Origin of the sequence: Ensifer sp. NM-2, assembly GCF_003024455.1 — a bacterium.
Classification (GTDB): Bacteria; Pseudomonadota; Alphaproteobacteria; order Rhizobiales; family Rhizobiaceae; genus Ensifer; species Ensifer canadensis.
Window position 1 is genome coordinate 243,261 of the sequence record NZ_PVZR01000002.1, and the last position, 25,909, is coordinate 269,169.

Consider the following 25,909-nt stretch of genomic DNA (forward strand, 5'->3'; position numbering starts at 1 on the left):
TTACCGCAGAACCGGCGAAGGCGGCGGCAGACGCCCTGCTTCCCACCAACTCAAGAGGAGATAACCCATGTCCAGCAAACTCGAAGTCCTGACCCCGCAAAACAGCCAGCTCATCTTCATCGACCAGCAGCCGCAGATGGCTTTCGGCGTGCAGTCGATCGACCGCCAGGTGCTGAAGAACAATGTCGTGGGCCTCGCCAAGGCCGCCAAGGTCTTCGATATTCCAACGACAATCACCACCGTCGAGACCGAATCCTTCTCCGGCCACACCTATCCCGAACTGCTCGCCGTCTTCCCGGAAAACGACATCCTCGAGCGCACTTCGATGAACTCCTGGGACGATCAGAACGTCCGCGATGCGCTGGCGAAGAATGCCGCGAACGGCCGTAAGAAGGTCGTCGTTGCCGGCCTCTGGACGGAAGTCTGCAACACCACCTTCGCGCTCTCCTGCATGCACGACACGGATTACGAGATCTACATGGTAGCCGATGCTTCCGGCGGCACGTCGGCCGACGCGCACAAGTACGCCATGGATCGGATGGTGCAGGCTGGCGTGGTGCCGGTGACCTGGCAGCAGGTCCTGTTGGAGTGGCAGCGCGACTGGGCGCGAAAAGAAACGTACGGCGCGGTCACCTCGGTGGTGAAGGAACATTCCGGCGCCTATGGCATGGGCATCGACTACGCCGTGACCATGGTCCACAAGGGCGAGGAGCGCGTCCATCACGGCAAGCGTATCGGTCCGAACCCCGCAAAATAATCATCGCCGGTCGCCTCCCTGGTTTGTCGTCGAGACGCACCAGGGAGGTGGAGGCGCTGACCACAGGGTTCGATTTCACTTTCGAGCACACGTTGGAGCACCGGACCGGTATTAAGGAGAAAGCACGCAGCACCTGAATAGCGTCGTTAAATCGCCTCACCCGGCCGTCGTCGGAGGACAAGCGTGGATCGCTTGCTGCGCCCGCTTTGCAAGAAGGGCCGGATTCAGTCTCAACCAATAGGGGTCACCGCAGACAATGCTGAATATACTTCGCGGGAAAAGCAATTCACTGGTACTGGCATTCGTCTCTGGATTCGCGGACGCGCTCTTCTTCATTCATTTGGGCGGCCTTTTCGTTGGACTGGTCACCGGCAATGTCGTGCTCCTCGGGCTGGGGCTGGTCGGTCACGAAAAAGGTGGTTTGCGTGGTCTTCAGATCATGTCATTCCCTCTCTTCATGGTGGGCGCGGGTTTGGCGGCGATCATGGTCACCTCGATCAAGCCTCTCAAACGCGCGACGTTCTGGACGCTCATGGTCGCCGCAGCTGCGTTCGCGATGTCCGCTCTTCTTGCAATCTTCGATGCCGGGCCGGTATCCGCCTGTGCACTTCTCGCCGTCGTCGCGATGGGGATGTTGACGGCCATCGAGCGTCTCGACACCAGGCTCGGCCCGCCGTACTCGCTGATGACAGGCAACATCGCCGGGCTCGCCACCGCCGCTGCTCGTCGCCTCATCGGCTACACCGAGAAGCCGGAAGAGTGGGGGCAATCATTAACCTCGACGATCCTGGTGCTTGGCTTTGTGCTGGGGTGCGCCGCCGGCGCGTTTGCGCAAGTCACGGTTGGCGTTGCCGGCATGCTCTTGCCAGCCCTTTTGTTGCTCCTGATCGGCCTTTTCTATTCGCCTCAGAGCCCACAGAAGTCTAGCTAAGCGGATGGTCGCTGACATTTTGTCGCCCGGAGGCGCGATCGCTGCGGATCGACGGAGACCGTACGACCGCTCGTCGGGCAGACGTCTGGACCTACCCCCCAATGCGAATGAGCGGCCTCACCACGTCGCTACTCTGTTGGATCTCTCAACAATGTCATCGACCGCGGTTGAAGGAATGACCTGCCGCAGGGACGTGTACGCTGCGATGTCCTTTTCGACCTCGTACTTGCTGTCGAGGTGTACGCCTGCGGACTTGGCTGCGTCCGCGGCGGAGATGCCCTGCCGCGTCTCGGCTTGCGGGCCGCCTTCGAATGGTGTCGTCATCGCGAACAGCGAGGTCGCTCCTTCGAGCGCCTTGGTGAGCGTGGCTGTGTCTTCGAGTGAGGCGCGGATGAGCGTGGCGCCAGCGTTTGCAAGCTCCTTTGCCTTTGCGGAGTCGGTGTTGCGCGTGACGGCGCGAAACTCGTGGCCGCGCTCCAGCAGGTTCTTCACCACAGCGCCGCCTTGTTGGCCTGTGGCTCCCGTGACGACGACAGCAAGCTTCTGACTCATGACCAATCTCCTTTCACTGGACCAGATTGGGCCGCCGCCGGTTGGGCCGAGCGGCGACCCAACGCGTTCAGCCGACTGAAGCCAGTGCGGATGTGGCCTGACGCCCTGTCTGCAGCGTGTGGCTCCACCAGGAAAAGTCATCCAACAGAACGCCCGCCGCCTGTTCGAGATGCGGAAAATCCACGAAATCCTTGCCCTGCTGCCAGATGCCAAGGAACTCGGCCATGCCGATGTTCACGGACTTGGGGATCGGCGCCATCTGAAGTTCGACGGCAACCATGCGCAGTTGCTCGATGGCGCGTGCGGCCCCGACGCCGCCATACCCGACGAAGGCGGCCGGCTTGCGGTTGAATTGCTGGAAAGCATAATCCAGCGCGTTCTTCAGCACTGCGCTGTACCCGTGATTGTATTCGGGCGTGACGAAGACGAACCCGTCCAAGGCGGCCAGCTTCGCCGCCCAACGCTCTGCGACGTGATCCTTCGGCTGCATCCAGGCCGGCGATGCCGGCTCATCGAAGAATGGCATCGGGTAGTCGCGCAGGTCGACAATTTCGACGCTGAGATCGCTGCGCCGAGCGGCAATCTTGTGAAACCATGCGGCCGCCCGCTCGCTGAAGCGGCCCTCTCGCGTCGAGCCGACGACGATGCCGATATGTGGGTTCTTGGACATGTGGGTGCTTCCTTTCAGGCTTGTCGAACAATCGGGACTGCGTGCAATTCCCGCTGTCCCTAAAATGCTCGCCGCATATTTAATTGACTAGGCGGGGCTATCGGATTTAACTCCCCCATTTTTAGAAGGAATATCGACGATGCTCGACCTGAACGACATCGGCCTGTTCGTGCAGGTTGTTCGCTTTGGCAGTTTCGCGGAGGCCGGACGTCGTTTGGGGATTCCCGCCAATACGGTCAGCCGGCGCATTCAGGAACTGGAAGAGCAGCTCGGCGCCCGGCTCATGCAGCGATCCACCCGGAAGCTGAAACTCACCGATGCCGGACATGAACTCTACGATAATAGCGCTGCGGCCGTGGACGGACTGCAACAAGCGGGAGAGGATCTGATTGCCGGCGCGCGGGTGCCCAGGGGGCTGATACGTGTGGCGATGCCCGCCGACTTCTTCGACTTCTACAAAATGGAATGGATAGCCGAGTTCCTGGCCTCGCACCCACAAGTGCGTATCGAGTTCGTCTTAAGCGACGCCACGGTTGATCTTATCGAAGAAGGCATCGATGTCGCCTTCCGAGGGAACGCAACGCGTGGTCCGAACTATGTTGTGCGCAAGATCCAAACCCGCTCGTTCGGACTTGTCGCCAGCCCGACCTACCTTGCCGCGCGCGGGACGCCTGCCACATTGCAGGAGCTGACCCGTCATGACTGTCTGTTTATGCCACAGGCCCGGGACTATGCGACCTGGCGCCTTCAAGGTCCCGACGGACCCGAGGAGGAGGTGACCGTCACCGGCCGCGTGATGGCGAATACCGCACAGGCGATCCGAAAGGCGGCGATAGCAGGCCTCGGCATCGCGTTGACACCGATCCTGGGCACAGCCGATTTCGCGGCTGGCCGACTGGTGCCGGTTCTGCCCCAATACATGCGCCGCAATCTCGGCATGAGCGTCGTCTACCCCAACCGGGCTCACTTGCCACTGGCGGTTTCGGCTTTCATCGACGCCGTCGTCGGCAAGATACGTGCCGAATTGTTGAGCGCAGAAGGGTCGCAGCAATTCGCGCCAATTGCCGATCCAACTTCAGAAGGGCCGGCCCCACGGCTCTGATATAGCATCGGTAGGTCGGCAATAGACGTCAAAATGCCCCGGTTTTCCGGGGTCTTTGTCAGTGTTCCGCTCCGTACGCGCTCCTGCAGGACTCCGGGCACGCTCGTCGGGTCCTTTCAGCCGCGAAGCCTCGTCCGCCTCAGGAAATCGCCCCAAGCACCTCGTGGGTTATGGCCCACAATGCCTGCCGCGCATTCGGGTCGTCGGCGGGCGAGACAGGCTCCAGCGGCGTTGCATCCTTCACCGAGAAATATCCGCCCGTAGCGGTCCCGAACTCAGCATCCATGGCGAGACGAACGATGATGCCCGCGCCTCGACGGGGATCGCCAATCTTCAGCCTCGTCAGGATCCGTTCGAGCATTGGCGCAAAGCTCAGCTCGCGCCCCAGACCAGTGACATTAAAACCTGGGTCCAGGCAGTTCACTGCCACGCCGGTTCCTTCCAGCTGCCGCGAAAGTTCGAGGGATAACATGATGTCCAGCAGTTTCGTCCGTCCGTAGATCCGTGAGGAGCCTAGCCGGGAAAACCGCGTGGGCGCGAACATATCGCCCGTCAGTTCGATCTTTCCGTGATGGCGGGACGCTTCCGATGCCGTGGTCACAATGCGCGAGGGTGCAGACCGGATCAGCGTCTCGCGCAGGGTGCTCGTGAGCAGCCAGGGTGCGAGATAATTGACCGCCATCATCTCGTCGTAGCCGTCGACCGTGGTGCGCGGCGCGAAGGCGTGAATGCCGGCATTGTTGATCAGCACATCGATCTTGTCATGTTCCCTCGCGATCGTCTGGCCGACTGCGGAGACTGTCTCCAATCGCGTCAAGTCCGCATAATGAATGTCGATCTGCGCCTGCGGCGCGACCGTCCTGATTGCATTACCGGTGGCTTCCGCATTGACCTCGGAGCGTGCAATCAGCACCAAATGCGCACCACGACTGGCCAGCTCGATCGCCGCCAGACGCCCGATTCCGCTCGTAGCGCCGGTCATGACGACGATGGGCGCGGAAATCTCGGACATGGACACCTCATAGATATAGTGGATATATATCCATCATATCGATAACGCCAAGGAATGGAAAGGGGAGCGACTGCATGGCGTCCCTCACCGAAGACGAAACAAATGAGACGCCCCTGCTGTGGCTATCGCTCGGCGAACAGCTCAATGCACTGCTGAGCGCGTCCCGCGCGGTTGCGACTGAAATGGCCGCCAGCTTCGACGCCGATTTGCAACCGGCCGCCTACCACATCATCCAGTGGCTTCATGCGTACGGGCCGGCTCAGGCGAGCCATGTTGCAGATGGTTTGGCTATGGACCGTAGCGCGACTAGCCGCCTGGTGCGACAGCTAAAGCAAGCCGGAATCGTCGAGTCTCGTCCCGATCCGGCCGATAAGCGTGGCGTAATACTGTCCCTGACAGACCAGGGCGTCACCAAGATACGCGCAGCGATCAAGTACAAGGGCGAGGTTTTTCGCCGTCGTCTCGACGGCTGGAGCGAGGCGGATCTACGCCTCTTTACGGCCCTGCTTCGTCGCTTCAACTCCGGCAAAGCAAACTAGGACCAGCCCCCGAAGGGCACAGACATGGTGGTCGGCCTTTGTGGAACGGTCATTTGGGAACGTCAGCCGGCCTTGTAGCACGCACCGTGTCGGTGATGGACAATCTCGTCATCCGGCCATGGGCGTGTCGGCCGCTGCAATAGACAGATGGCCTCCTTTCGAGGAGGCCATCCTGCACACGATCCGGAGGGATTAGTTTCGGGATCGCTTTTGCGCGTGCACTAATATAATGGCGAAAGCGCAGAATTGTTCCCATCCAACGATCGGCTCGCGAGGGCTTCTCGCCTACCGGCGTCAAACCCTCTGCCGACTTCTTCGTGGCGATCGAAATATCGCGCAACGACCAATTGATATTATTGTTCCGCCTCTAGTTACCTATAAGGTAAAGCCCTGGAGGAACTACATGATACGCTATGTGCTTTTGCTGAACCTGGTCGCATCTCCAGCTTTCGCCCAGTCAGGGGATCTGGAAGCGATATGCGCCACGGTCGCAAAAAACTTCCTTCTGACCGATGTGTTGCATCTTGGAATTGTTCAGTCCTTCCCGGAACTGAAGCCGCCGGGCGTGCGGCTGACCTATTCGACGCGTGCCAACGTGGCAAAATCGGACATGTCGGACACGTTTGAATGTGAATTCAGTAACGCAAAGCCGCCCTTTGCATTGGTCCGGTTTTGCCAATCGAACACCTGCTATTCGCCCCAGGAGGAGGACGCTGCGCGAAAAAGGCGGTTCGATGAGATGCGTATCCTTTTGGAGCGATCACAAAAATAGCCCGGCCCCCGGACGTCTGCGAAGAGAGACCGTGCCAAACTGATCCAATGCATCATCAGATGGCATGTGGCGTTTGCTGATGCTGAACGAGTTTCCAGTCGTTCTCGCAAGCATGATAGGTTGACGTACAATAGGCGTGATAAGCCTCCGTTTCGCGCCTATTCGCTAACGCACGATAGGCCAAGACCATGACGTCGTCCGACGGCTGCGCAAAACACTTTTCCGTCATCCTGATCCAATCCCAACGCGGCGACTGTCGAATGCTTTCGATGATTTCGGACCCTTGAAGAATGCCGAGAGGCGCCACGAAAACCATAATGCAGCCGGGGTGCACAAGATCCCTGTAGGCACTCTCGCCTTCACACCAGAGACGCTCTTCCATTGTCCAGGCGTCATTGTCGATCATAACCACCTCCTGAGTGCAATGAGCAGCAAAATACTGCCTGCCCGATTTCGGTTCCCTTGCATGCCCGCCCAGTGCTTCGCTTAAGAAACTTCAGAACGCTCAGACGAAACTTCCTTGAAGATTAGGGTTTGCTGATGTGACAGTGAAAAGAGTTTCGCAATGGCCCTGATCGCGCCCGATGGTGGCAGACTTCATGGATGTAGCGCAGACGCAGCCGCGCTCCTGGCTTCTATACGCTGGCTGAGGAGATTGCCGTAACCGAGCGCGTGATCGTCCGCATTGGTTGCCCGCTGGATCTACCCGAAGCCAAGGGATGCCAGTCGTGCACCACAATGCCGGCGATTTTCCCTTGGGACATGGATCGGCGGCCCGCATTTGTTCGTTTGGCTCAAAGGGCTTGGGATTTTCAACGTGATCTCCTTCAACGGTCATCTCTTCCATCTCGGGCCAATGCCGCTTCACAATTTCGTCGATCACACTTGGGATCTACCAAATCCTCGGCAATCATCATCAAAGCCGTCGCCAGGGCACCGAGGCCAAACGATGCACCGAAAGCGTAGATCTGCAACCCGAACGCAAGCGGATCAAGACCCTCGCCGTGCCCGAGGGCGCCCGGAGCGACTATTGCGATCGACGCCCACATTCAAAACAACGAACCTGATCAGCGTCGGCATGATGAACCTCATGAACCTCACGATCCATCCCAAACCTCAAAATCGACTATCGGTTCCGATCGCTCAGAAGAAATCGATCACGAATGTGGCAACGAATGAGCGGAACAATCGACAGGAGCGACCGTTCGCAGACCGGCGACATTCAGGCCCGACTTCCGGTTCCCAATGGCGACAAAAGACTGCGTCGTGTCTCTTGCAGACGCCGCCCCGCGGAGATCCTTCCGTGACCAATACAACCGTCTTTAGTCACGTCCGTGGCGGTCCCGGAACCTTCGGTCTTGTCAATCGGTTCTTCTCATTGAACCTGGAGTACTGGACATGTCCAAGAAGACTGCTGCCCCACCCAAGAGGGTCGACCCTAGAGCACAGCCAATCCGCCGTCCCGACGACAAGGAAGCGCCATCGGAGCCCGACGACCGCAAACATCCCGCGCGAGATATAAGAGAGATGCCAGCGCCGAACCCAAACGGTGACCCTGCAGACGGGAGTTAGCCCCGTCCACCGCTGCACATGAAGGTGATGTGAGAATCTCTTCATTTCGCCAGGCACCGTCACGCGCTATCGGCCGGAGCTTAATTCAAGATGGATTTCAACGGGGCAAGGTCACAGACGCTAGATGTTTATGCGCGCCAGGGATATCTGGAGCAGCCCGGTGCGAGGTCAGCAGGTTTGGAACAATTCGCCAGCGCCCGCGTTTTGTGGACACCCCATGACAGCTGGCAGTCCCCCCCGCAACAGCTGTCGTTCTCTCGGCCCCTCCCGCAGGGGCCTTTTCTTTGCAGGCGTCAATTGCCCGCTTGAACATCCATTCGCGGCACCTAATTTAAACTGTCTTTCTTCATCCACTTGCATGTGAAGGAGGAACCCATGTTCATTGCGGAAATGCCATGGTCTGTGCCGCTCTTGGTAAAGCTTCAGAACGGCACGCATCACGTTTTCTCGTCCGTCTATGAGGCTCTTGATTTCCTGGAAAATGAGTGGCCGCTTCGTCGAGGACAGCGCTACGAGCGCGCGGTCAGGACTTGCCGCGGTGCACTTCAGCGGGCGACCCCAGTCGCCGTCGCGCGCGAAGCGTTCATCGCAGCCTGTCTTGAAGCCGGTTTGCCGGCCACAGCGGCATTTGAACAGGTGAAGGTGCCCGGAGGCAGTAATCCTCAAAGGGCCGCCTAAGGTTACATTGGCGATCACGGAACGACCTCCGGCGATCCACACAACCTGTGGTCCATGCTTCTGTCGGGACCACGTCGGAACGAAGGCTGCATCCGCTCGTTATCCCTGCGAAGACAAGGACAGGGCGATGATCGAAACTTGGAACGAATGCGTCATCATCCAGCTTCCCGACCTCGACGGCGTGCAGATGGTTTGGACGCCCGCGCGGGCAGCTACTTTGCTTAACGACAGCTGGCCGGTAGACTATGGCGTCGCCTTCACCGACGCCCTCAACAAGTGCACGGACGCAATGCTTGGTACCTACCCTTGGGAACAAGCCCGCGAGGCGTTTGTCGAGGCAATTGCCGAGGCAAAGATCACAAAACTGCACTGACATCACGCTGCCGCCCCGCGCTCGCATCGTGATCGACGATGTCCCACGCATGTCCGCAGGTTCAATTGGAATGCGGGGCCCGATGCGACCAGCCCTGGCGGCCGAGGCGTTGGCGGGCGTCGAAAGCGGCCGCACGCAGGGAACTCGTCTGCCCGTCCCGGCGTTATCTGGCCGGAGGTACGGTCATGTCCAAACATATCAACGATCAAAAGCTGAATTCACAGCCCCACCAACCTGTGTTCGACGTCGTGGAGCATTGCATCCGCCACAGCATAAGCAGCAAGGATCAGGGCAAGCTCCTTTCCCTGTTGGGCAAGTTCGCGAGCAGGCATGAGCTCGAAACCAACGCCCCACCCAAACGACCGCGCTTCCGTTAACCCAACTGCTGTGCAGATCGTCTGGCTACAGCGCCGCTCGTCTAATAAGACGGCAAAGGTCGCTGTAGCACTTTGAATTGCTGCATGTTTTTATCGTTGGATTTAGGGAAACAGGCAGTAGTGTGAAAAGTGGCCCGCGACGCCTCCCCTCGAACCTTATGCGAGAAAAGGGAGGGTTTGGCGTCGACCGGCGCGGCCGCACGCGACCGAGTGACGATTGCAAACCTTTGCTTCATCACCGCGCCGTCGACAACATGCACCGGACTTTGACCCAAGGACTATGCTACTCAGGATCGTCAACGATTCTGAGTGTATGTGTGATGAGCTCCAAGACCCGCGGCTACCTCTTCGCCTTTCTGGCGATCTGCATTTTCGCCGCCCAGGACGCCATCACCAAGTACCTTGGTGATCGTTACCCGGCGCTTTTCATAACCATGATACGGTTCTGGGCGTTTGCGCTCTTCGTATTCTGTTTCGCTGCATCGTCACCGGGCGGATATCGCCGCGCCGTTCAGACGCGTCATCCTTGGTTACAGATCGCACGCGGACTTTTGCTCGTCGCGGAAATCGTCATCATCGTCTTTTCCTACGTTCATGCCGGGCTCGCGATGAGCCAGTCGATCTTCCAGGCAACGCCGCTGATCATCACGGTCCTGTCAATTCCGCTGCTGGGAGAGACGGTAGGATGGCGGCGCGGTACCGCGGTACTGGTTGGGCTGATTGGCGTTTTGGTGATCATAAATCCCGTAGATGTTCACTTCGACATGTCGCTTCTTCTGCCGCTTGCAGCATCCGTGCTGTTTGCGCTCTACAGCATCGCCACCCGCGCGGTCAGCCATGAGGATTCGGCAGTCACAAGCCTTTTTTATGCCGGGGTCGTCGGAGCTCTGGCGATTTCGCTCATTGGCCCCTTCTATTGGACCGAAGTCCAGACTTTCGACTGGCTTGCGCTGGCAGCGCTTTGCGTCTGCGGTACGCTCAGTCACTATTTCCTGATCAGGGCGTATGGGCTGCTGCCTGCCGCCGAAGTTCAGCCTGTCACCTATTTTCAGCTGGTTCTCAATGTCATTGTAGCGGTGATGTTGTTCGACGAGAATTTAACGCACAACATTATCGCAGGCGCTCTCATCGTCGTCGGCGCGGGCCTTTTCACCATCTGGCGAGAACATCAATTGACGAAGCGGTCGTAGTCAAGATTGTGGGCGCCATCCGCGTCCAAAGGCCCTCGCGGCGGGTAACTTCGACGTTGGTATGTTTCCATTCGAGTTATACCTTTTTCCAAGAAAGGCATAACAACGAGAGGAGCGGAGCAAGAGAGACAATCGGCGGCGGCAAAAGTCCCTGTGCCGCGACGTCGCAAAACGTCCAACCGCGATGGCGGGAACACAATCACATAACCGCTATGATTGATCCGATGTCTCAGCCCATCCTACCCGCCTTGGCCGCGCTCATCCATTCTCGAACCTCCAGAACAGCGGCCGGGTGGCGCGGCTTGCGAGGCGAGACCAGATAGAAGTCCGCTCCAACGCGCAATTCTGGCGTGAACGGGCGGACAAGACGACGGGAACCCAGATCGTCCGTCACGAAGAACAGACTGGCGAGAGCGAGGCCCTGCCCGGCCGCCGCTGCCTCGATCGCGAGCGAGGTTTGGTTGAACCGGATGTTCTTGCCCGAGGTGGCGACCCCTGCGGGAAAGGCAACATCCAGAAACTGGGGCCAGAAATCATGGGCATCATGTAGCAACGCATAATGCCTGAGATTTTCAGGCTGTGTTGGCGGTCCAAGCTTCTCGATCAACAGAGGGCTTGCGACAGCAACGATCACGTTTTCGTACAGGAGGTCGGCGATCAGACCCGGTCCGAATGGCGGACGCCCGTAGCGCACCGCCAAGTCCACCGCGTCGGTTTGGAAATTGGAGATCCGGTCGGTCGCCAGAATGCGGAGGCCGATGTCGGGATGCATCTCCGTGAAGTCCGGTAACCGTGGGATCAGCCAGCGTGACGCGAAGGTTGGCGTCACGCTGATGGTCAGATGGCGTGGTTCGGGTTTCAGGGCTTCCGTCGCATCGGAAATCAGTTCGAAGGCGCGGCTGATATTGCCCACATAGCTGCGCCCAACGTCGGTGAGCGCAAGCGTCCGCGTATGGCGCTCAAATAGCTTCAGGCCGAGGGAGGTTTCCAAACCGCGCACCTGCTGCGCGACTGCACCCTGCGTCACTCCCAACTCTTCAGCGGCGAGGCGGAAGTTCAGATGTCGCGATGCGACCTCGAAGGCACGCAATGCGTTCAGCGGCGGAAGTCGCCGATTACCGTCAGCCATGCGATAGTTTTTCTACTGGATGATAAGTGTTGTTCTGGTTCGTGAGCCTAGACGAAAGATGCTATCACTGTGGGCAATTAACGCAAATCCCGATGAAGGAAACGAATATGTCAGAAAAAGTGGCGATCGTCGTGGCGGGTGGTTCTGGTATGGGTGCGGCCTCGGCCCGGCGTCTGGCCGCTGACGGGTTCAAGGTGGCCATCCTGTCATCCTCGGGCAAGGGAGAGGCGCTGGCTCAGGAACTCGGCGGATTTGGCCTCACCGGATCGAACCAATCCAACGATGACCTGAAGCGCCTGGTGGATGGTACGGTGGACCGTTGGGGCCGGATCGACGTGCTGGTGAACAGCGCGGGGCATGGGCCGAGGAAGCCTATCCTTGAGATTACGGACGAGGACTGGCACACCGGGATCGACGTTTACTTCCTGAATGCCGTGCGACCGACACGGCTGGTAACGCCCGTAATGCAGCGCCAGAAATCCGGCTCGATCATAAACATCTCCACCGCATGGGCGTTCGAACCAAGCGCCATGTTTCCGACCTCGGCGGTGGCGCGCGCGGGCCTTGCCTCCTTCACGAAGGTTTTTGCCGACACCTATGCGGCCGAGAATATCCGCATGAACAATATCCTGCCCGGCTGGATCGACAGCCTTCCGGCCACCGAGGAACGGCGCGAGGGCGTGCCTATGAAAAGATATGGCACCAGCGACGAAATCGCCGCAACGGTGGCATTTCTTGCCTCCGATGGTGCGGCCTACATCACGGGCCAGAACATTCGTGTTGACGGCGGCATCACGCGCTCCGTGTGATCGCTGCTGTCGGATCGTCATGTGAGAAGGTTGGGGTCAACGATTGTTGGGTGGGATCCCGATTTCCTCCATCCAGGCCTGAGAGACCGGTATCCTACCTCAATGGCCGGCTCAGTCTGCGTGCCCTGCGGGGTCACTCATTGGGGCGCTACCCTTCTGGGCACCCCGCCCCTGTTCCTTGCCATTGATGGCTGAGCCATGCCATTAAGCTCTGACACGCAAAACGGCCGCGAAGGACCGCTTTGCAGCGCAAGGCGCAGCAGGCGGCACGCTCCGGCTGCTTCTCCGTGAGGCAGGCCGACACATTTCAGGAGAACTCATGTTTGACCACGTCAAATTCGGAGTGAGCGACTATGCAGCGAGCAAAGCGTTCTTCCTGAGCGCACTCGAGCCGCTCGGTGTAGCTGTCGTCGCGGAGGGACCGCCGACATACGGTGTCGAGCTTAGCCCAAAGGGTAAGGCTTCACTGTGCCTGTACCAAACCGAGGAGAAGCCGGCGCATCTTCATTTGGCGTTCACGGCCGACAATCGCCAGCAAGTCGAAGTTTTCTATCGCGCGGCTCTGCAGGCCGGTGGCAAAGACAACGGTGCGCCCGGTCTGCGCCCGCACTACCACGTGAACTACTATGCAGCTTTCGTCATTGGCCCCGACGGGCACAATATCGAAGTGGTTTGCCACGAACCGGGGGCCTAACCCCTCCATCGCGGCGACGTCCACAAGCGGGCTTCCCCCCACCGGCCGCCACCGCTCATGCCATGCGTTGACCGTCTGCTTCCAGACCCAAAAACCGAGACCGGATCAACGCCTTGGCTGAGTTCCGCGTCGGACATCACGCTCGACAAAGAGCCTCCAATGCGGCCCGATGGATTTTTTCGTTCGCCGCCATCAGCACCGCATCATATCGGCGCGCGTCCGCTAGTGGTCTGCCTTCCCAATCCGTCACAATGCCGCCGGCGCCGAGCACGATCGGGATCTGCGGCAAAATATCGTAGTCGAAGACATTGCTTTCGAGGAGGAGATCGATGCTGCCTAGGGCCAGGAGGCCGGCAGCGTAGCAGTCGTGCGAAAACCGGGTGAAGTGGACCTTTGCGGCCAACTCGGCGAATTGGCTGTGCCGCTCGCGGTCGAACTGTTCCAGAGCAGAGGTGTAGAGAATCGCCTGATCGATAGCCGTTCGATCGCTGGTTCGGATCGGGTTGCCGTTGAGGGTCGCCGGCGTGCCGGGCAGGCCGAGCCAGCGTTCGTCCGTGATCGGCTGATTGATCATGCCGAGCATGGGTTCACCGCGATAAAGAAGGGCGATCTGCGTGCCGAAGGCGAGCGAGCCGGAGACGAAGGATTTCGTGCCGTCGATGGGATCGAGCACCCAGATCCATTCGGCATCCGTCCGGCAGGCGCCGAACTCCTCGCCCCTGATGCCGTGATCGGGAAAATGGACCTCGATCATTTGCCGCATCGCTGCTTCCGCATCGCGGTCGGCGATGGTGACGGGACTGGCATCGGCCTTGGCGTCGATGGCAAGGCGCTGGCGGAAATACGGGCGGATGACATCGGCGGCAGCGTCCGCCATGGCGTGGGCGAGCGCCAGAAGGGCCGGCGGGCAGGTCTGTGCAGGCGTCATGCTTGGTTCCTTTCGGCTTCGGTCGCGATCTCGCGCAACAGGGTTCTGACGGTCTCGACCTGTCTTTGGGCGGCGGCGGCCTCCTGCCGCAGACGCGCCGTCAGATTGCCGGGCCCGATATCGGTGAAGCTCGCCGGGCGGGCGGCAATGAACGGGTCCGGCTCATCCGAAGGCAACCGCAGGGCGGGCGCGAAATACCCTTCTTCCTCTTCCAGCCCGAAGGCCAGAACCTGCGGTCGGTCTTCGCCCAGAAGCAGCAATTCCACAAACATCGCCGCCATCGGTAGATGCCCCTCGCCGGATAGGCAGGCAAGATGGGCCCAGCCGCCACGATCCGGCTGGACGAGGCAGTCCTTCACATGCACTTCGGCAATGTAGGGCGCCTGCAGCGCCAGCGCCGGCAGCGGCAATTCGTAGGCATTGATCATGTTGCCGAAATCGAACAGCAGGCCGAGGCGCGGGTTGTCGACGGCCCGCAGGATACGGATCAGCTCCCCGGATGTCAGGTCCTCATGCTGTTCGAGCGTGTAGCGCAGCCGCGCCTGCGGATCGAAGTCGGCAAGGCGCCGCAGGTCTGCGATCGTCCACTCGACGATCTCGGAAATGCGACCCTCGTAACGCGGATAGCAGCGCAGCGAAGTGGCGCCGGCGGCAAGCGCGATGCGCACGGCATCCGAGAGCCCGGCCGCTTCCGTCGTGCTGGTCTCGACATGCAGTTCCAGCCCGTGGCGCGCGACAGCCTCCGCAAAGGCTTGCAGAGCCGCGTCCGGCATCCGGCTCAGGCTTGCCTGCTCGCCGTCCTCGACATGGATCTTGATGCCGCAAAGCTGCTGCGCTTGGGCGAATTCGATGAGATGCAGCGGCGTCATTCCGCCGAAGCGCATGTTGAGATGAAAGGCATAGGCATGCGCAAACAGCGGGGCGCTCCTCGCCCGCGCGGCAAGTCGGCCGCGGCTTTCAGCGGCAAGGGCTGCGATTTTCGCCCGCCAGTCCGGGCGCGGCATGGCGTTCCATGGCATATCCTTCACGGTGCCGGTTCCTCCGCAAGATAATCGTGTTGGTTGACGGGCGATCCGCCGCCGTCAGGCGGCCAGCACCAGAAGGTCGCGCTCCGAAACGCTGACCTCGACTGGCGCGCCGATCGCCGGCGGCGGCCTGTCGGGCTGGTTGAACGTATCGAGCGAGAGGAGCTGGCCGGCGACGGCGACGCGGACGCGGATCACCGAACCGAGGAAATGCACCTCGGCGATATGGCCGGAGAGAACGACATTGCCGTCCTGCTTGCGCCCCAACGCCACCGTTTCCGGCCTAAGCGCCAGGCTGATGCGGTCGCCGGAACGCCCCGCCAGCGTCCGGTTCAGCGCCACCGGCACGTCGCCCAGCCGGATCCGGCCGGCAGCGGCGTCCGTGAGCTCGGCGTCGATGAGGTTCAGCGTGCCGACGAACTCGGCCACGAAGCGCGTTGTCGGCCGGTTGTAGATCTCGAACGGGGTTCCGACCTGGTCTGCCACGCCCTGATGCATGACCACGACGCGATCCGACATGGAGAGCGCCTCTTCCTGGTCGTGCGTGACGAAGATGGTGGTGATGCCGAGGTCGCGCTGGATGCGGCGGATCTCCTCGCGCAGGCTGACGCGGATTTTCGCGTCGAGCGCCGAGAGGGGCTCGTCGAGAAGCAACACCTGCGGGCGCACGGCAAGCGCTCGGCCCAGCGCCACGCGCTGCTGCTGGCCGCCGGACAGCTGGAAGGGATAGCGGCCGCCCAGCTGCGGCAGGCCAATCAGCTCAAGCATCTCGGCGACCCGGGTGCGGATCGCGGCCTTGCCCTCGCCCGCCACCTTGAGGCCGAAGCCGATATTGTCGGCCACCGTCAGGTTGGGGAACAACGCGTAGGCCTGGAACACCATGCCGATGTTGCGCCGGTTGGCGGCAATGCGGGTCACGTCCCGCCCGTCGATGCGGATCGAACCGGAAGTCGGCGTTTCGAACCCCGCCACCATGCGCAGCACCGTGGTCTTGCCGCAGCCGGAAGGACCGAGGAAGGAGACGAACTCGCCTTTTTCGATGCCAAGATTGAAATCCTTGACGACGCGCGTCGCGCCGAAGGATTTTTCCAGATGATGAATGTCGAGAAAGGCCATGGTCAGCGCCTCACGGTGGAGAATTTGGAAAAGCGGGTGAAAAGCTGCATCAATCCCATGCAGGCCCAGGTGATGGCGAAGGCGACCACGGCGAGTGCCGAGGGCTCGTATGCCCGGTTGCCGCCCATCCACACCATGTAGGGACCGAAGGAATTGACGTTGAGGAGTGCTGCGAAGACGTATTCGCCGATGACGATGGCGAAGGTCAGGAATGCCCCCGACATGACCGAGACGAAGACGTTCGGCAGGATGACGGCGGCGAGGATGCGCGCCCAGCCGGCCCCGAGGCTTTGCGCCGCCTCGGTGAGGCTCGCGATGTCGATGGTGCGAAGGCCGGTGTCCACCGAGCGGTACATATATGGCAGCGACAGCGTCGCGTAGCCGAACAGCAGCAGGATGTTCGTGCCCCACCAGCTTCCCGTCAGCGGCAGGATCGAGGAAGTGTTGTAGATGCGGATATAGCCGAAGACGATGACGATCGGCGGAATGACCAGCGGCAGCAGCGTGATGAATTCCACAACCGGGCGCAGGCCCGGGAGGCGCAGCCTGACGAAATAGGCCGTCGGCACGACGATCAGGATGCCGAGCACGATGGTCAGGAGCGCCAGTACGACCGAATAGCCGAAGGTCTGCTGGAACTGCGGATCGGCCAGCACGACACGGTAGGCCTCGAAACTGTATTCGCCGCGCGTCATGCGCATCGAGAAATCGAACATGCCGAGGAGCGGCAGCAGGAAATAGAGCCCGCCGAGAGCGACGGCGAGCCAGGACCAGAGGCGTTTTCCCGTCATTTTACCCACCGTTCGGCGCGCATGCGCAGGAGGATGTAGATGCCGTTGGCGATGCCGGTCAAAACGATCATGGCAAAGGCGATGGCATAACCGAGGTGCGGATCGTTGAGCACGTCGCCGCGGATCTGGGCGAAGAGCACGATGGGCGCGATGGAGAGCGACGAGCCGGTGAGCGCGATGGCAGTTGCAACGGCGCCGAAGGCATTGGCGAAGAGCAGGGCCAGCGTGCCGAGCAGCGACGGCCACAGCACCGGCAGCGCCACCAGGCGCCAATACTGGAAACCGCTCGCGCCCAGGCTTTCGGCCGCCTCGCGCCATTCGCGCCGCAACCCGTCCAGCGCCGGCGTGATGATCAGCACCATCAGCGGGATCTGGAAATAGAGATAGGTGAGTGCCAGGCCGAGGAACGAGACGATGTTGAAGCCGGAGCCGTAGAGGTTGATGCCGAACCAGTTGCGCAGCAGCATCGTCACGAAACCGAGGCGACCGAGTGTGGCGATGAAGGCAAAGGCGAGCGGCACGCCGGCGAAATTCGAAGCGACGCCGGAAAAGGTGAGTATCCCGTTGCGCAGCGGGCGCGGCAGGTCGCCGAGCGAGATGGCGGCGGCGATGAGGAAACCGATCACGCAGCCGAGCACCGCCGTCAGCAGGCTGAGTTCGATGGAGATCCAGAAGGCTCCCCGGATCGACGGCGAGAAGAGCTTGCCGATGTTTTCCAGCGTTGCCTGCCCGTCCGTGTTGCGGAACGCGCCGACGACGATGTTGAACGTCGGCAGGATCAGGAAAAGCAGAGCGAAGATGAAGAAGGGGGCAACCCCGAACCAATTGCGAACCTGCCGCGGCCTGAGGGCGGCCGGCAGGGATGCGGCGCTTGTCGTCATCGGATTTTTCCCTGAGGGTGGAGCCGCGAGAGGCTCCGCGGCAAGCGGAGCCTCTGTAGCAAACGCGAACCCTATTTCACGTTGGCGCCGACGACCTTGTCCCAGCCTTCGACGATGGCGGTCTTGTTGGCGGAGAGCTCCTCGACGCTCGGGAAGATGGCCTTCTCATAGGCTTCCGCCGGCGGCAGCTTGTCCAGAAGCGCCTGGGGGAACTTGCCGGCCTTCAGCATGGCGTTGAAGCGCGCCGGGTGGCAGTAGCCCTTAAGCCAGCCGATCTGGCCCTCGTCGGAATAGAGATACTCCATCCAGAGCTTGGCGGCGTTGGGATGCGGCGCATAGGCCGAGATCGCCTGCACATAGACACCGGCCACCACGCCGCTTGCCGGAACGACCACGTCCATTGGCGGGTTGCCCTTCAGGCCGTCGCGCCAGGCGAGCAGGTTGTAATCCCAGGCCGCGACGATCGGGGTCTGGCCTTGCGCGATGGTGCCGGCCTTTCCGAGTACCGGCACGAAGTTGCCAGCCTTGTTCAGCTCCGCGAAGAGTTCCAGCCCCTTGGCGCCGGAATCGGCACCGGGCTTGGCACCGCGCGAAACGCCCGCCGACATCAGCGCGAGGATCGCCTGCGCCGAGGAGCGCGGATCGCCCGTCAGCGCCACGGCGCCGGAGTATTCGGACTTGGCGAGATCCGACCAGTCGGCCGGCGCGGTTGCAAGCAGGTCCTTGTTCACGCCGAAGGCCATGACGCCGTAGTAGTCGCCGTACCAATAGCCCTTTTCGTCCTTGATGTTGGCCGGGATCTCGTCCCAGGTCGCCACCATGTAGGGCTGAAGCAGGCCCTCTTCTGCTGCGGCCGGCGCGAAGGCGAGGCCGAGGTCGACGACATCGGGCGCCTGCGAACCGGTATTGCCCTTGTTGGCCCGGATCGCTTCCAACTCATCGGCTGTGCCGGCGTCGGGGTTCAGCTCGTTGACGGTGATGCCCGGATACTTGGCTTTGAAGCCGGTAATGACTTCGCCGTAATTGCACCAGTCATGTGGCAGTGCGATCACCGTCAGCATGCCTTCCTTGGTGGCGGCATCCACGAGGTCCTGCGGGGCTTCCGCACGGGCAAGCCCCGGTAGCGCGACCGCAATGGCAAGCGTGGAGACGAACGCGCGGCTCGCGGCGCGGGATACGTAGCGTTTCATGGAGTCCTCCTGTTGACCGTCTGCGACGGTTCGTGGGCGATGGCTGCGTGCTGTCCTTGCATCCGGTCGTCGGCGTCGCCGCCCGTCCGGTTCCCCTTGCACCTGTCTGCGTCCTCGGGAGCTGCATCGGTGCGTTTTTATGTAAGGGCAGGATGTAACAATTGGACAACAATCAAACGTCCATTATGGTGCATTTGACTGTACCAATTTTCGGAGGCACGCCTTGGCCAAACAGTTCGAAGGCCCGATCCTGCCCTTCCTTCGCCTCGACGCTGCAAGCGCCCTGCCGAAATTCCGCCAGGTGCAGGACCAATTGCGCATGGCGATCCTGCGCGGGCACCTGCGCGCGGGGACGCGCCTGCCGGCAAGCCGCATCCTTGCCGAGGAACTGGACCTGTCGCGCCAGACCCTGGTGCGGGTGCTGGAGAACCTGAGGGCGGAGGGATATCTGGAAGCACGGCAGGGCGCTGGCACCTTCGTCTCGGCGGCCCTGCCGCGCCAACTGACGAAACCGCGCCTCACACCTGTCCGTAGCGACGCGCCGGATATCGCAGCGCCCCGGCTGTCGCGGATCGGCGAACTGTCGCGCGAGGTGTCGGCCGAAATCGGCCAGATGGAGCATAAGCCCTTCCTGCCCAACCAACCGGCGCTCGACCGCTTTCCCTTCGCCGTTTGGCGCAAGTGCTGGAATGCGGTAACGCGCAGCGGCAAGGCGGTGGCCATGGGCTATGGCGATATCGCCGGCGAGCTGGTGCTGCGCCAGAGGATCGCCGAATATCTGGCGCTTCACCGGCGCGACCCTTGCGATCCGGAACAGATCGTCATCACCCCTGGCGGGCATGCCGCCTTCACGCTCGCTGCGCTCGCGCTGGCCGATCCCGGCGACGGCATCTGGTTCGAGGATCCCGGCCCGGTGACGACCAGCAACCTGTTTCGAACGCTCGGGCTGCGCCTCTGCCCTGCCGATGTCGACGCCGACGGCATGGACATCGCGGGCGCCATGGCGCGCCATCCCGACGCGCGTCTCGCCTTCGTCATGCCGTCGCGTCACCACCCGCTCGGGGTGACGCTGTCGCTGCCGCGCCGGCTCACGCTCCTGGAATGGGCACGAACGAACGACACCTGGATCATCGAGGACGATTATGACAGCGAATTCCGCTACGACGGTGCACCACTCCCCTCCATGCGGTCCATCGACAGCCATGACCGGGTCATCTATGCGGGCAGTTTCAGCAAGGCGCTCTATCCCGGCATTCGCGTCGGGTATCTCGTGCTGCCGCCGCAGCTCGTCGGCTCCTTCCGCAGCCTTTCGGGACTGATCCACCGCAGCGTCCCGGTGGAAACCCAGCTCGCCCTTGCCGAATTCATCGGCGGCGGCCACTTTGCCAGCCACCTGCGCCGCATGCGCGGCCTCTATGCGGAGCGCCGCGCGGTGTTCGTGGAGGCGGGACGAGCGACGCTCGCCGGCCTTGCGCGCATTGACTGCTCCGACAGTGGGCTCAACGCGCTTGCCTGGCTGGAGGATGGCCGGAACGACCGGGCCGTGCACGCCGCCGTCCGCGATGCCGGGCTGCAATGTTACCCACTGTCCGACTATACGATCGCAACACCCCGGCCGGGCGCCCTCATCCTCGGCTATGCGGGCGTTCCGACAGACCGCATGAAGCCTCACCTTCTTCGCCTGGCCGAGGCGATCGCCCGCACATGACGGCGCAACGGGCGACCATGCGGCTCAGGAACGCCTCGATGGCGATAGCCCAGTCCTGCGGCTCCTCGGTGTCGTCGCAATCCCGCCGGGCGATTACATAGCCTATGCCGCGCAGCATCCCTGCCACCGAGCTCAGTGCCGGACGGCGCGCACGGGCGTACCGCTGCGCTGGGTCACCCCGACGCCGGGCGCAATCCCCACGTCCGCATTGGAGGCGGCGAGCATCGGCTTGCCGCGCACGATGTCGGAGGCGCGCTCGGCCAGCATGATCGTCGGCGCGTTAAGATTGGCGTTCGGCTCCGTGGGGAAAACGGAACTGTCAATGACCCGCAGTCCCGCGATGCCGCGCACCTTCAGGTCGCTGTCGACCACCGCCATGGCATCCTCGCCCATGCGGCAGGAGCCGCAGGGGTGATAGGTGCTTTCCATCGTCTCGCGCACCCAGGCGTCGATCTCGTCATTGCTGCGCACATTGGTGCCGGGAGCAATCTCCTCGCCGCGGAAGCGGTCGAAGGCCGGTTGGGCGATGATTTCGCGCGTCAGCCGCAGGCAGCGGCGGAAGCCTTCGCGGTCCTCCTCGCGGTCGAGATAATTGAAGAGGATGTCCGGCTGCTCGTGCGCCTCCGGCGAACGCAGACGGACATGGCCCCGGCTCTTCGGCTTGTTCGGCCCGGTGAGCACCATGAAGCCGTGGCCCTCGAGCGGCTTCTTGCCGTCGTAGCGCATGGCGGCGGGCAGGAAATGAAATTGGATGTCCGGCCATTCGAGCGCGACATCGGAACGGATGAAACCGCCGCTCTCGAAATGGTTGGAGACTGAAAGTCCCTTCTTGAACAGCAGCCATTCCGCACCGATCAGGGCACGGCTGAGAAGGCCCATCTTGCCGTTGAGCGTGATCGGCTCCTTGCAGGCATATTGGATATAGACCTCGGAATGGTCCTGCAGGTTCTCACCGACGCCCGGCAGATCGTGCAGCACCGCGACACCCGCCTTTCGCAGTACCGCCGCCGGGCCGATGCCAGAGCGTTGCAACAGGTGCGGAGAGCCGATCGGACCGGAGGAGATCAGCACCTCGCGGCTGGCCTTCGCCACGACGCGCGTGCCGCCAAACTCATATTCGACACCGACGGCGCGTTTCCCCTCAAGGATCACACGCCGCGTCATGGCGTGGGTTATGACCGTGAGGTTCGGCCGGCTCATCGCCGGCTTCAGATAAGCGTTGGCCGTCGACCAGCGCACGCCGTCCTTCACGGTCATATGCATCGGCCCGAAGCCTTCCTGCATATGGCCGTTCGGGTCGGCGGTGGCGATGTAGCCGGCCTCGCGGCCGGCATCGACGAAGGCGCGGTAAAGCGGGTTCTGCATGCGGTTGCCGGCGTTGGTGGCGAGCGGACCGGAAGCGCCGCGATAGGCGTCGCCCCCGTCCTGCCAGCTTTCGGCACGCTGGAAATAGGGCAGGCAATTGGCATAGCGCCAGCCGCGCGCGCCCCGCTCCTCCCACTCGTCGAAGTCGCGGGCGTGGCCGCGCATGTAAACGAGCCCGTTGATCGAGGACGAACCGCCGATGACTTTCCCGCGCGGGCAGTGTACCCGGCGACCGTCGAGGCCGGGTTCCGGCAGAGTCATGTATTTCCAGTTGTACTTCGTGCCATTCATCGGGATGGAGAGCGCCGTCGGCATCTGGATGAAAATCGACTTGTCGCTGCCGCCGTATTCCAGCACGAGGACTTTCGTGGCCGGGTCTTCCGAGAGCCGGTTGGCGAGCACGCAGCCAGCCGAACCGGCACCGATGATGATGTAGTCGTATGTGTCGGTCATGACGGTTTTCCCAAGGTTACGGATACTGGCCCCAGCCGCGCCCGCGGGCGAAGAGCCGGGTCAGGACGTAGTGGACCGCACCTGCCGCGACACAGGCGGGTATGGAGGCGGTCAGGTACTTGAAGGCCGGCAGGCTCGCGAGCGTCTGCGGATTGAAGATGACGACGTAGACGATGCAGCCGACGGCAAGGGCGAGGAGCCCGATGGGATTGAAGCCTCCCCAGAAGCGGTAGGGACCGTTTTGCTGGGGGCCATGCAGGCTGCGCATGTCGAGCTTCTGGCCGCGCAGGAAGAAGTAGTCGACGATGCCGATGCCGGCGAGCGCAGAATTGAGCGCCGAGGTCCAGACGAGGAAAATGAAGAAGCCGTCGTACATCTGCGGATAGAACACCACCAGGCCGAGCGGGATGAGGCAGAACAGGAAGAGGACCGTGCCCCAGGGAATGCGGCGCACAGACGCCGTGCCGACCTGGCGCAGCCCGACGATGGAGGTGTAGAGGATGTTCGCCATCGAGGTCATGTTGGCGAAGGCGACGAAGAGCAGGGCAATGATGCCGATGACCGGACCGGCGATCTTGGTCATCCAGATCGTCGGATCGCTTTCGCCGAGTGAGACGGCCGCAAGCAGACCGACGATTTCGCCAAGGGCAGCCGCCCCGAAGATGCCGAGGATGTTCGGCCAGAAGGCGGTCCGTTCGTTCTTGGTGAGGCGCGCCAGGTTGCCGATATAGGGCCACCAGGAGAAGCCGGCGGCCAGATTGACCTCCACCGCGACGATGAAGTTCAGCGTATTGTCCTCGAAGGGCGGATCGAGCGCCGGCAGCGCCAGAAGCTCGCTGAAAGACCGCTGACTGAGGATGAGGTAGAGCATCACGCCCATCAGGATCACCAGGGCCGGTGACACGACCATGTTGAAGAACTTGATCGAGGTTGGGCCCTTGGCGACGATGAACCAGGTGACGAGGATGGCGCCGATCGCGGCAATGACCATCTTGACGCCAGTCGGGTTGGCCGCCTCACCGGCGCTGAGGGCCATCAGGCCGTCGATCGAGCGGCCGAACATCATGGCGAGCACCGCCAGCCAGCCCATGGTGAGCAGCACCACGGCCAGAACGTAGACAACACGGCTACCGTTGTAGCCGAACTGGCTGCGCAGCGCGATGAACTGTTCGACACCGTAGCGCCCGGACATGCAGGTGGTAGCGAGCGACGTCAGCACCACGCCAACGATGTTGCCGATGACGATCGCGGCGATACCTTCCTTCGGCCCGACGAACAGGCCAATCGCGCCGCCAATGAGGAAGGCCCAAGTGGCGATGGCAAGCGCCGAATTGGCATAGGTGAATTCCCAGAAGCCCCAGAGCCTCTCGGAGGGCAGGAGCGGCGCATCACCGCGCTCGGCAGCGGCGCTGTGGCGGGCGGCGTCCTCGCGTTCGATTTCTGCGGCCGAGAGACCGCCACGGGCGACATGATCGGTCATCTCAGGCCCCCCAGATCCAGAAGGCGGCGACGAGCACGACCGTCAACACGGTCATGCCGGTATAGTCGAGCGCAGTCATCGTGCCCTCGAAGCGGTGCCCCGCCTCGATATCCTCATAGATGCGGGCGCGGCGCGCCAGCTCGTTTTGCCAGGCGGTATCGTTGTCTTCCATTGTCGTTCCCCTTGTCGCGTCGCGCCTTCTGGCGTCTTTCCGCGAGAAATGCGGCTCCATCAGCCGCCGATCCTTGGAACCGGCCGCCCATGGGCGACGGCCGGGCGATGTGTCAGGGCCTCATGGCAGCGTGATCCAGACAGCCTTCGTTTCCATCAGGTAATCCAGCTGCTCCGGCCCCAGATCCTTGCCGAAGCCCGATGCCTTGAAGCCGCCGAACGGCATGGAGGGATCGATGGTGCTGTGGGCGTTGACGTAGATCGAGCCGGCGTTAAGGCGCGGAATAAGCCCATGCACACGGGACAAGTCGTTCGAGTAGATGGCGGCGGCGAGGCCGAAAGCGGAGTCGTTCGCCAGCGCGACCGCGTCGTCCAGTTCGTCGAAGGCATCGGTCACAAGCACCGGGCCAAAAATCTCCTCCCGCACGATGCTCATCTCGGGTTTGCAGCGGGCGAAGATGGCGGGCTCGATGAAATGGCCCGGCCGATCGGGGCTGCCGCCCCCATGGATCAGTTCGGCGCCTTCGCGGCGGCCGGCCTCGATATACGCAGAAACGACCTTCTTCTGCTGCGCCGACACCAGGGGGCCGATATAGCAGTCGCGGTCCAGTCCGGGCGCGACCTTCAGCGTGCGGGTGACGGCGACCAATTCGTCGAGGAAGGCGTCATGGACCGAGCGCTGGACATAGACGCGCGTGCCGGCGTCGCAGACCTGTCCGGAGTTGAAGAATACGCCGTTGACCACCGCGCGGGCCGCACTTGCCAGATCCGCATCGTCGAGCACCAGGACGGGGGATTTGCCGCCCAGTTCCAGCGTGACATGCTTGAGATGCCCGACGGCCGTGCGCCCGACCTCCTGGCCGACCGGCGTCGAGCCGGTGAACGTGACCTTGTCGATGCCGGGGTGGGCCGACATGGCCGCGCCGATCACGCTGCCCCGGCCCGTTACAATGTTGACCACACCGTCCGGAATGCCGGCGTCCTGCACCAGTTCGCCGAAGCGCAGGGTCGCAAGCGAGGTCAGCTCGGCCGGCTTGACGATAGTGGTGCAGCCGACTGCAAGGGCAGCTGCAAGCTTCCAGGCCATGGTCTGGAGCGGGAAATTCCACGGCACGATGGCCGCGACGACGCCCAGGGGCTCCTTGCGGGTATAGGCCAGGTAATTGCCCGGCAGGGACGGCTCGACCGTGCGCCCATGCAACTTGGAGGCCCAGCCGGCGAAATATCGGAAGGTATCGATCGTGCCCTGAACGTCGACCTCTCTGGCGAATGTCACCGACTTGCCCATGTCGATGGCTTCGATCTCCGCCAGTTCGTCGGCGTGCGCTTCGATCAGGTCTGCGAGGCGGTGGATCAGGCGCTCGCGTTCGAGCGGCTTGAGGCGGCGCCAGGCGCCCCCATCGAACTGGCGGCGCGCGGCCTTGACGGCGCGGTCGAGATCCTCGGTCGTGCCTGACGGCACCCGGGTTACCAGGCCGCTCGTGGAAGGTTCGAAAACGTCGAAGGTTGCACCGTTGCCGCTGTCGACCCAGGCTCCGTCGATGAACATCTTCTGGGGCTTCGCCAGAAACCGCCGGGTCGCGTCGCTGACGCCGTATTGATCCAGATAATTGCGGACGTTTTCGTCCATGTCGTGTCCTCCTC

General features: G+C 62.0%; 27 protein-coding genes. 12 read left to right on the forward strand and 15 right to left on the reverse strand.

The features are described 5' to 3' along the window. The first annotated feature begins 67 nt into the window (after nucleotides 1-67). Together C6558_RS06345 and C6558_RS06350 are read left to right on the forward strand one after the other, a co-directional pair. Nucleotides 68-757, forward strand: a complete 690-nt coding sequence (locus C6558_RS06345; protein ID WP_107026996.1) for a hydrolase — start codon at nucleotides 68-70, stop codon at nucleotides 755-757. 256 nt (nucleotides 758-1,013) lie between these two features. Then, a complete protein-coding gene (locus C6558_RS06350; RefSeq protein WP_107026997.1) occupies nucleotides 1,014-1,688 on the forward strand; it encodes a DUF1275 family protein in 675 nt (224 codons plus the stop codon). A 117-nt stretch (nucleotides 1,689-1,805) separates the two neighbouring features. Here the strand turns inward: C6558_RS06350 and C6558_RS06355 are convergent, their stop codons facing one another. Both C6558_RS06355 and C6558_RS06360 read right to left on the reverse strand, forming a co-directional pair. Next, nucleotides 1,806-2,240 (reverse strand): NmrA family NAD(P)-binding protein, encoded by a 435-nt coding sequence (locus C6558_RS06355; RefSeq protein ID WP_158268922.1) that lies wholly within the window; start codon nucleotides 2,238-2,240, stop codon nucleotides 1,806-1,808. Between the two features lie 67 nt (nucleotides 2,241-2,307). Further along, nucleotides 2,308-2,910: an NADPH-dependent FMN reductase gene (locus C6558_RS06360; RefSeq protein WP_107026999.1), complete on the reverse strand. Its 603-nt coding sequence runs from the start codon at nucleotides 2,908-2,910 to the stop codon at nucleotides 2,308-2,310. A gap of 139 nt (nucleotides 2,911-3,049) precedes the next feature. Between C6558_RS06360 and C6558_RS06365 the strand changes: the two genes are divergently transcribed. Next, nucleotides 3,050-4,012 (forward strand): LysR family transcriptional regulator, encoded by a 963-nt coding sequence (locus tag C6558_RS06365; RefSeq protein ID WP_107027000.1) that lies wholly within the window; start codon nucleotides 3,050-3,052, stop codon nucleotides 4,010-4,012. Between the two features lie 139 nt (nucleotides 4,013-4,151). On the opposite strand, the gene C6558_RS06370 is transcribed toward C6558_RS06365, so the two are convergent. Beyond that, nucleotides 4,152-5,024: an SDR family NAD(P)-dependent oxidoreductase gene (locus C6558_RS06370; protein ID WP_057216922.1), complete on the reverse strand. Its 873-nt coding sequence runs from the start codon at nucleotides 5,022-5,024 to the stop codon at nucleotides 4,152-4,154. A 74-nt stretch (nucleotides 5,025-5,098) separates the two neighbouring features. Between C6558_RS06370 and C6558_RS06375 the strand changes: the two genes are divergently transcribed. Together C6558_RS06375 and C6558_RS06380 are read left to right on the forward strand one after the other, a co-directional pair. Continuing rightward, on the forward strand, nucleotides 5,099-5,563 hold the full coding sequence (locus tag C6558_RS06375; RefSeq protein WP_057216920.1) for a MarR family winged helix-turn-helix transcriptional regulator: 465 nt from the start codon (nucleotides 5,099-5,101) through the stop codon (nucleotides 5,561-5,563). 403 nt (nucleotides 5,564-5,966) lie between these two features. Next, a complete protein-coding gene (locus tag C6558_RS06380) occupies nucleotides 5,967-6,335 on the forward strand; it encodes a hypothetical protein (RefSeq protein ID WP_107027001.1) in 369 nt (122 codons plus the stop codon). Between the two features lie 55 nt (nucleotides 6,336-6,390). On the opposite strand, the gene C6558_RS06385 is transcribed toward C6558_RS06380, so the two are convergent. Then, nucleotides 6,391-6,741 carry a hypothetical protein gene (locus tag C6558_RS06385; RefSeq protein ID WP_057216916.1) on the reverse strand — a complete coding sequence of 117 codons (351 nt, stop codon included), beginning with the start codon at nucleotides 6,739-6,741 and terminating at the stop codon, nucleotides 6,391-6,393. 1,541 nt (nucleotides 6,742-8,282) lie between these two features. Between C6558_RS06385 and C6558_RS06395 the strand changes: the two genes are divergently transcribed. The 4 genes from C6558_RS06395 to C6558_RS06410 all read left to right on the forward strand — a co-directional run bounded on the left by C6558_RS06395 (nucleotide 8,283) and on the right by C6558_RS06410 (nucleotide 10,525). Further along, complete coding sequence (locus C6558_RS06395; RefSeq protein ID WP_107027003.1) at nucleotides 8,283-8,585, forward strand: DUF982 domain-containing protein; 303 nt, start codon at nucleotides 8,283-8,285, stop codon at nucleotides 8,583-8,585. A gap of 127 nt (nucleotides 8,586-8,712) precedes the next feature. Then, nucleotides 8,713-8,958, forward strand: coding sequence for a DUF982 domain-containing protein (locus C6558_RS06400; protein WP_025430319.1), 246 nt, complete (start codon nucleotides 8,713-8,715; stop codon nucleotides 8,956-8,958). Nucleotides 8,959-9,143: 185 nt separating this feature from the next. After that, nucleotides 9,144-9,335: a hypothetical protein gene (locus C6558_RS06405; protein ID WP_057216906.1), complete on the forward strand. Its 192-nt coding sequence runs from the start codon at nucleotides 9,144-9,146 to the stop codon at nucleotides 9,333-9,335. A gap of 320 nt (nucleotides 9,336-9,655) precedes the next feature. Next, the gene (locus C6558_RS06410; protein ID WP_107027004.1) at nucleotides 9,656-10,525 is read left to right on the forward strand and encodes a DMT family transporter; all 870 of its coding nucleotides are present in this window, start codon (nucleotides 9,656-9,658) and stop codon (nucleotides 10,523-10,525) included. Nucleotides 10,526-10,754: 229 nt separating this feature from the next. On the opposite strand, the gene C6558_RS06415 is transcribed toward C6558_RS06410, so the two are convergent. After that, a complete protein-coding gene (locus C6558_RS06415) occupies nucleotides 10,755-11,654 on the reverse strand; it encodes a LysR substrate-binding domain-containing protein (RefSeq protein ID WP_107027005.1) in 900 nt (299 codons plus the stop codon). 107 nt (nucleotides 11,655-11,761) lie between these two features. Here C6558_RS06415 and C6558_RS06420 point away from each other — a divergent pair, with 107 nt between their 5' ends. Together C6558_RS06420 and C6558_RS06425 are read left to right on the forward strand one after the other, a co-directional pair. Next, nucleotides 11,762-12,463, forward strand: coding sequence for an SDR family oxidoreductase (locus C6558_RS06420; protein ID WP_107027115.1), 702 nt, complete (start codon nucleotides 11,762-11,764; stop codon nucleotides 12,461-12,463). Between the two features lie 319 nt (nucleotides 12,464-12,782). Next, nucleotides 12,783-13,157 carry a VOC family protein gene (locus C6558_RS06425; protein ID WP_107027006.1) on the forward strand — a complete coding sequence of 125 codons (375 nt, stop codon included), beginning with the start codon at nucleotides 12,783-12,785 and terminating at the stop codon, nucleotides 13,155-13,157. Between the two features lie 136 nt (nucleotides 13,158-13,293). Here C6558_RS06425 and C6558_RS06430 read toward each other — a convergent pair whose 3' ends face one another. From C6558_RS06430 to C6558_RS06455, 6 genes are all read right to left on the reverse strand, one after another. Continuing rightward, nucleotides 13,294-14,085: an inositol monophosphatase family protein gene (locus C6558_RS06430; RefSeq protein WP_107027007.1), complete on the reverse strand. Its 792-nt coding sequence runs from the start codon at nucleotides 14,083-14,085 to the stop codon at nucleotides 13,294-13,296. After that, nucleotides 14,082-15,104: a sugar phosphate isomerase/epimerase gene (locus tag C6558_RS06435; RefSeq protein ID WP_107027008.1), complete on the reverse strand. Its 1,023-nt coding sequence runs from the start codon at nucleotides 15,102-15,104 to the stop codon at nucleotides 14,082-14,084. The genes C6558_RS06430 and C6558_RS06435 overlap by 4 nt, the downstream gene beginning before the upstream one ends. Before the next feature lie 63 nt (nucleotides 15,105-15,167). After that, nucleotides 15,168-16,226: an ABC transporter ATP-binding protein gene (locus C6558_RS06440; protein WP_084814044.1), complete on the reverse strand. Its 1,059-nt coding sequence runs from the start codon at nucleotides 16,224-16,226 to the stop codon at nucleotides 15,168-15,170. 2 nt (nucleotides 16,227-16,228) lie between these two features. Beyond that, entirely contained in the window at nucleotides 16,229-17,017 is a 789-nt protein-coding gene (locus C6558_RS06445) for an ABC transporter permease (RefSeq protein ID WP_025430328.1), read from the reverse strand. After that, a complete protein-coding gene (locus C6558_RS06450; RefSeq protein WP_025430329.1) occupies nucleotides 17,014-17,898 on the reverse strand; it encodes an ABC transporter permease subunit in 885 nt (294 codons plus the stop codon). Before C6558_RS06450 ends, C6558_RS06445 begins: the two co-directional genes overlap by 4 nt. 71 nt (nucleotides 17,899-17,969) lie before the next feature. After that, nucleotides 17,970-19,088, reverse strand: coding sequence for an ABC transporter substrate-binding protein (locus C6558_RS06455; RefSeq protein WP_107027009.1), 1,119 nt, complete (start codon nucleotides 19,086-19,088; stop codon nucleotides 17,970-17,972). A 223-nt stretch (nucleotides 19,089-19,311) separates the two neighbouring features. Between C6558_RS06455 and C6558_RS06460 the strand changes: the two genes are divergently transcribed. Next, on the forward strand, nucleotides 19,312-20,796 hold the full coding sequence (locus tag C6558_RS06460; RefSeq protein ID WP_057216894.1) for a PLP-dependent aminotransferase family protein: 1,485 nt from the start codon (nucleotides 19,312-19,314) through the stop codon (nucleotides 20,794-20,796). 132 nt (nucleotides 20,797-20,928) lie between these two features. Here the strand turns inward: C6558_RS06460 and betA are convergent, their stop codons facing one another. The 4 genes from betA to C6558_RS06480 all read right to left on the reverse strand — a co-directional run bounded on the left by betA (nucleotide 20,929) and on the right by C6558_RS06480 (nucleotide 25,895). Then, nucleotides 20,929-22,614 (reverse strand): choline dehydrogenase, encoded by a 1,686-nt coding sequence (gene betA / locus C6558_RS06465; protein WP_107027010.1) that lies wholly within the window; start codon nucleotides 22,612-22,614, stop codon nucleotides 20,929-20,931. A 16-nt stretch (nucleotides 22,615-22,630) separates the two neighbouring features. Then, complete coding sequence (locus tag C6558_RS06470; RefSeq protein WP_082555601.1) at nucleotides 22,631-24,094, reverse strand: cytosine permease; 1,464 nt, start codon at nucleotides 24,092-24,094, stop codon at nucleotides 22,631-22,633. 1 nt (nucleotide 24,095) lies between these two features. Beyond that, the gene (locus C6558_RS06475; RefSeq protein ID WP_107027011.1) at nucleotides 24,096-24,266 is read right to left on the reverse strand and encodes a hypothetical protein; all 171 of its coding nucleotides are present in this window, start codon (nucleotides 24,264-24,266) and stop codon (nucleotides 24,096-24,098) included. Nucleotides 24,267-24,386: 120 nt separating this feature from the next. Beyond that, a complete protein-coding gene (locus tag C6558_RS06480; RefSeq protein ID WP_057216890.1) occupies nucleotides 24,387-25,895 on the reverse strand; it encodes an aldehyde dehydrogenase in 1,509 nt (502 codons plus the stop codon). Nucleotides 25,896-25,909: the final 14 nt, after the last annotated feature.

What these genes read in the sequence shown, in the direction of transcription:
- C6558_RS06415 (WP_107027005.1), bottom strand. Translation starts at nt 11,654, where the DNA reads ATGGCTGACGGTAATCGGCGACTTCCGCCGCTGAACGCATTGCGTGCC.
- C6558_RS06480 (WP_057216890.1), bottom strand. Translation starts at nt 25,895, where the DNA reads ATGGACGAAAACGTCCGCAATTATCTGGATCAATACGGCGTCAGCGAC.
- C6558_RS06440 (WP_084814044.1), bottom strand. Translation starts at nt 16,226, where the DNA reads ATGGCCTTTCTCGACATTCATCATCTGGAAAAATCCTTCGGCGCGACG.
- C6558_RS06400 (WP_025430319.1), top strand. Translation starts at nt 8,713, where the DNA reads ATGATCGAAACTTGGAACGAATGCGTCATCATCCAGCTTCCCGACCTC.
- C6558_RS06430 (WP_107027007.1), bottom strand. Translation starts at nt 14,085, where the DNA reads ATGACGCCTGCACAGACCTGCCCGCCGGCCCTTCTGGCGCTCGCCCAC.
- C6558_RS06380 (WP_107027001.1), top strand. Translation starts at nt 5,967, where the DNA reads ATGATACGCTATGTGCTTTTGCTGAACCTGGTCGCATCTCCAGCTTTC.
- C6558_RS06360 (WP_107026999.1), bottom strand. Translation starts at nt 2,910, where the DNA reads ATGTCCAAGAACCCACATATCGGCATCGTCGTCGGCTCGACGCGAGAG.
- C6558_RS06435 (WP_107027008.1), bottom strand. Translation starts at nt 15,104, where the DNA reads ATGCCATGGAACGCCATGCCGCGCCCGGACTGGCGGGCGAAAATCGCA.
- C6558_RS06450 (WP_025430329.1), bottom strand. Translation starts at nt 17,898, where the DNA reads ATGACGACAAGCGCCGCATCCCTGCCGGCCGCCCTCAGGCCGCGGCAG.
- C6558_RS06425 (WP_107027006.1), top strand. Translation starts at nt 12,783, where the DNA reads ATGTTTGACCACGTCAAATTCGGAGTGAGCGACTATGCAGCGAGCAAA.
- C6558_RS06420 (WP_107027115.1), top strand. Translation starts at nt 11,762, where the DNA reads ATGTCAGAAAAAGTGGCGATCGTCGTGGCGGGTGGTTCTGGTATGGGT.
- C6558_RS06445 (WP_025430328.1), bottom strand. Translation starts at nt 17,017, where the DNA reads ATGACGGGAAAACGCCTCTGGTCCTGGCTCGCCGTCGCTCTCGGCGGG.
- C6558_RS06455 (WP_107027009.1), bottom strand. Translation starts at nt 19,088, where the DNA reads ATGAAACGCTACGTATCCCGCGCCGCGAGCCGCGCGTTCGTCTCCACG.
- C6558_RS06350 (WP_107026997.1), top strand. Translation starts at nt 1,014, where the DNA reads ATGCTGAATATACTTCGCGGGAAAAGCAATTCACTGGTACTGGCATTC.
- C6558_RS06410 (WP_107027004.1), top strand. Translation starts at nt 9,656, where the DNA reads ATGAGCTCCAAGACCCGCGGCTACCTCTTCGCCTTTCTGGCGATCTGC.
- C6558_RS06395 (WP_107027003.1), top strand. Translation starts at nt 8,283, where the DNA reads ATGTTCATTGCGGAAATGCCATGGTCTGTGCCGCTCTTGGTAAAGCTT.
- C6558_RS06375 (WP_057216920.1), top strand. Translation starts at nt 5,099, where the DNA reads ATGGCGTCCCTCACCGAAGACGAAACAAATGAGACGCCCCTGCTGTGG.
- C6558_RS06365 (WP_107027000.1), top strand. Translation starts at nt 3,050, where the DNA reads ATGCTCGACCTGAACGACATCGGCCTGTTCGTGCAGGTTGTTCGCTTT.
- betA (WP_107027010.1), bottom strand. Translation starts at nt 22,614, where the DNA reads ATGACCGACACATACGACTACATCATCATCGGTGCCGGTTCGGCTGGC.
- C6558_RS06345 (WP_107026996.1), top strand. Translation starts at nt 68, where the DNA reads ATGTCCAGCAAACTCGAAGTCCTGACCCCGCAAAACAGCCAGCTCATC.
- C6558_RS06470 (WP_082555601.1), bottom strand. Translation starts at nt 24,094, where the DNA reads ATGACCGATCATGTCGCCCGTGGCGGTCTCTCGGCCGCAGAAATCGAA.
- C6558_RS06405 (WP_057216906.1), top strand. Translation starts at nt 9,144, where the DNA reads ATGTCCAAACATATCAACGATCAAAAGCTGAATTCACAGCCCCACCAA.
- C6558_RS06355 (WP_158268922.1), bottom strand. Translation starts at nt 2,240, where the DNA reads ATGAGTCAGAAGCTTGCTGTCGTCGTCACGGGAGCCACAGGCCAACAA.
- C6558_RS06475 (WP_107027011.1), bottom strand. Translation starts at nt 24,266, where the DNA reads ATGGAAGACAACGATACCGCCTGGCAAAACGAGCTGGCGCGCCGCGCC.
- C6558_RS06385 (WP_057216916.1), bottom strand. Translation starts at nt 6,741, where the DNA reads ATGATCGACAATGACGCCTGGACAATGGAAGAGCGTCTCTGGTGTGAA.
- C6558_RS06370 (WP_057216922.1), bottom strand. Translation starts at nt 5,024, where the DNA reads ATGTCCGAGATTTCCGCGCCCATCGTCGTCATGACCGGCGCTACGAGC.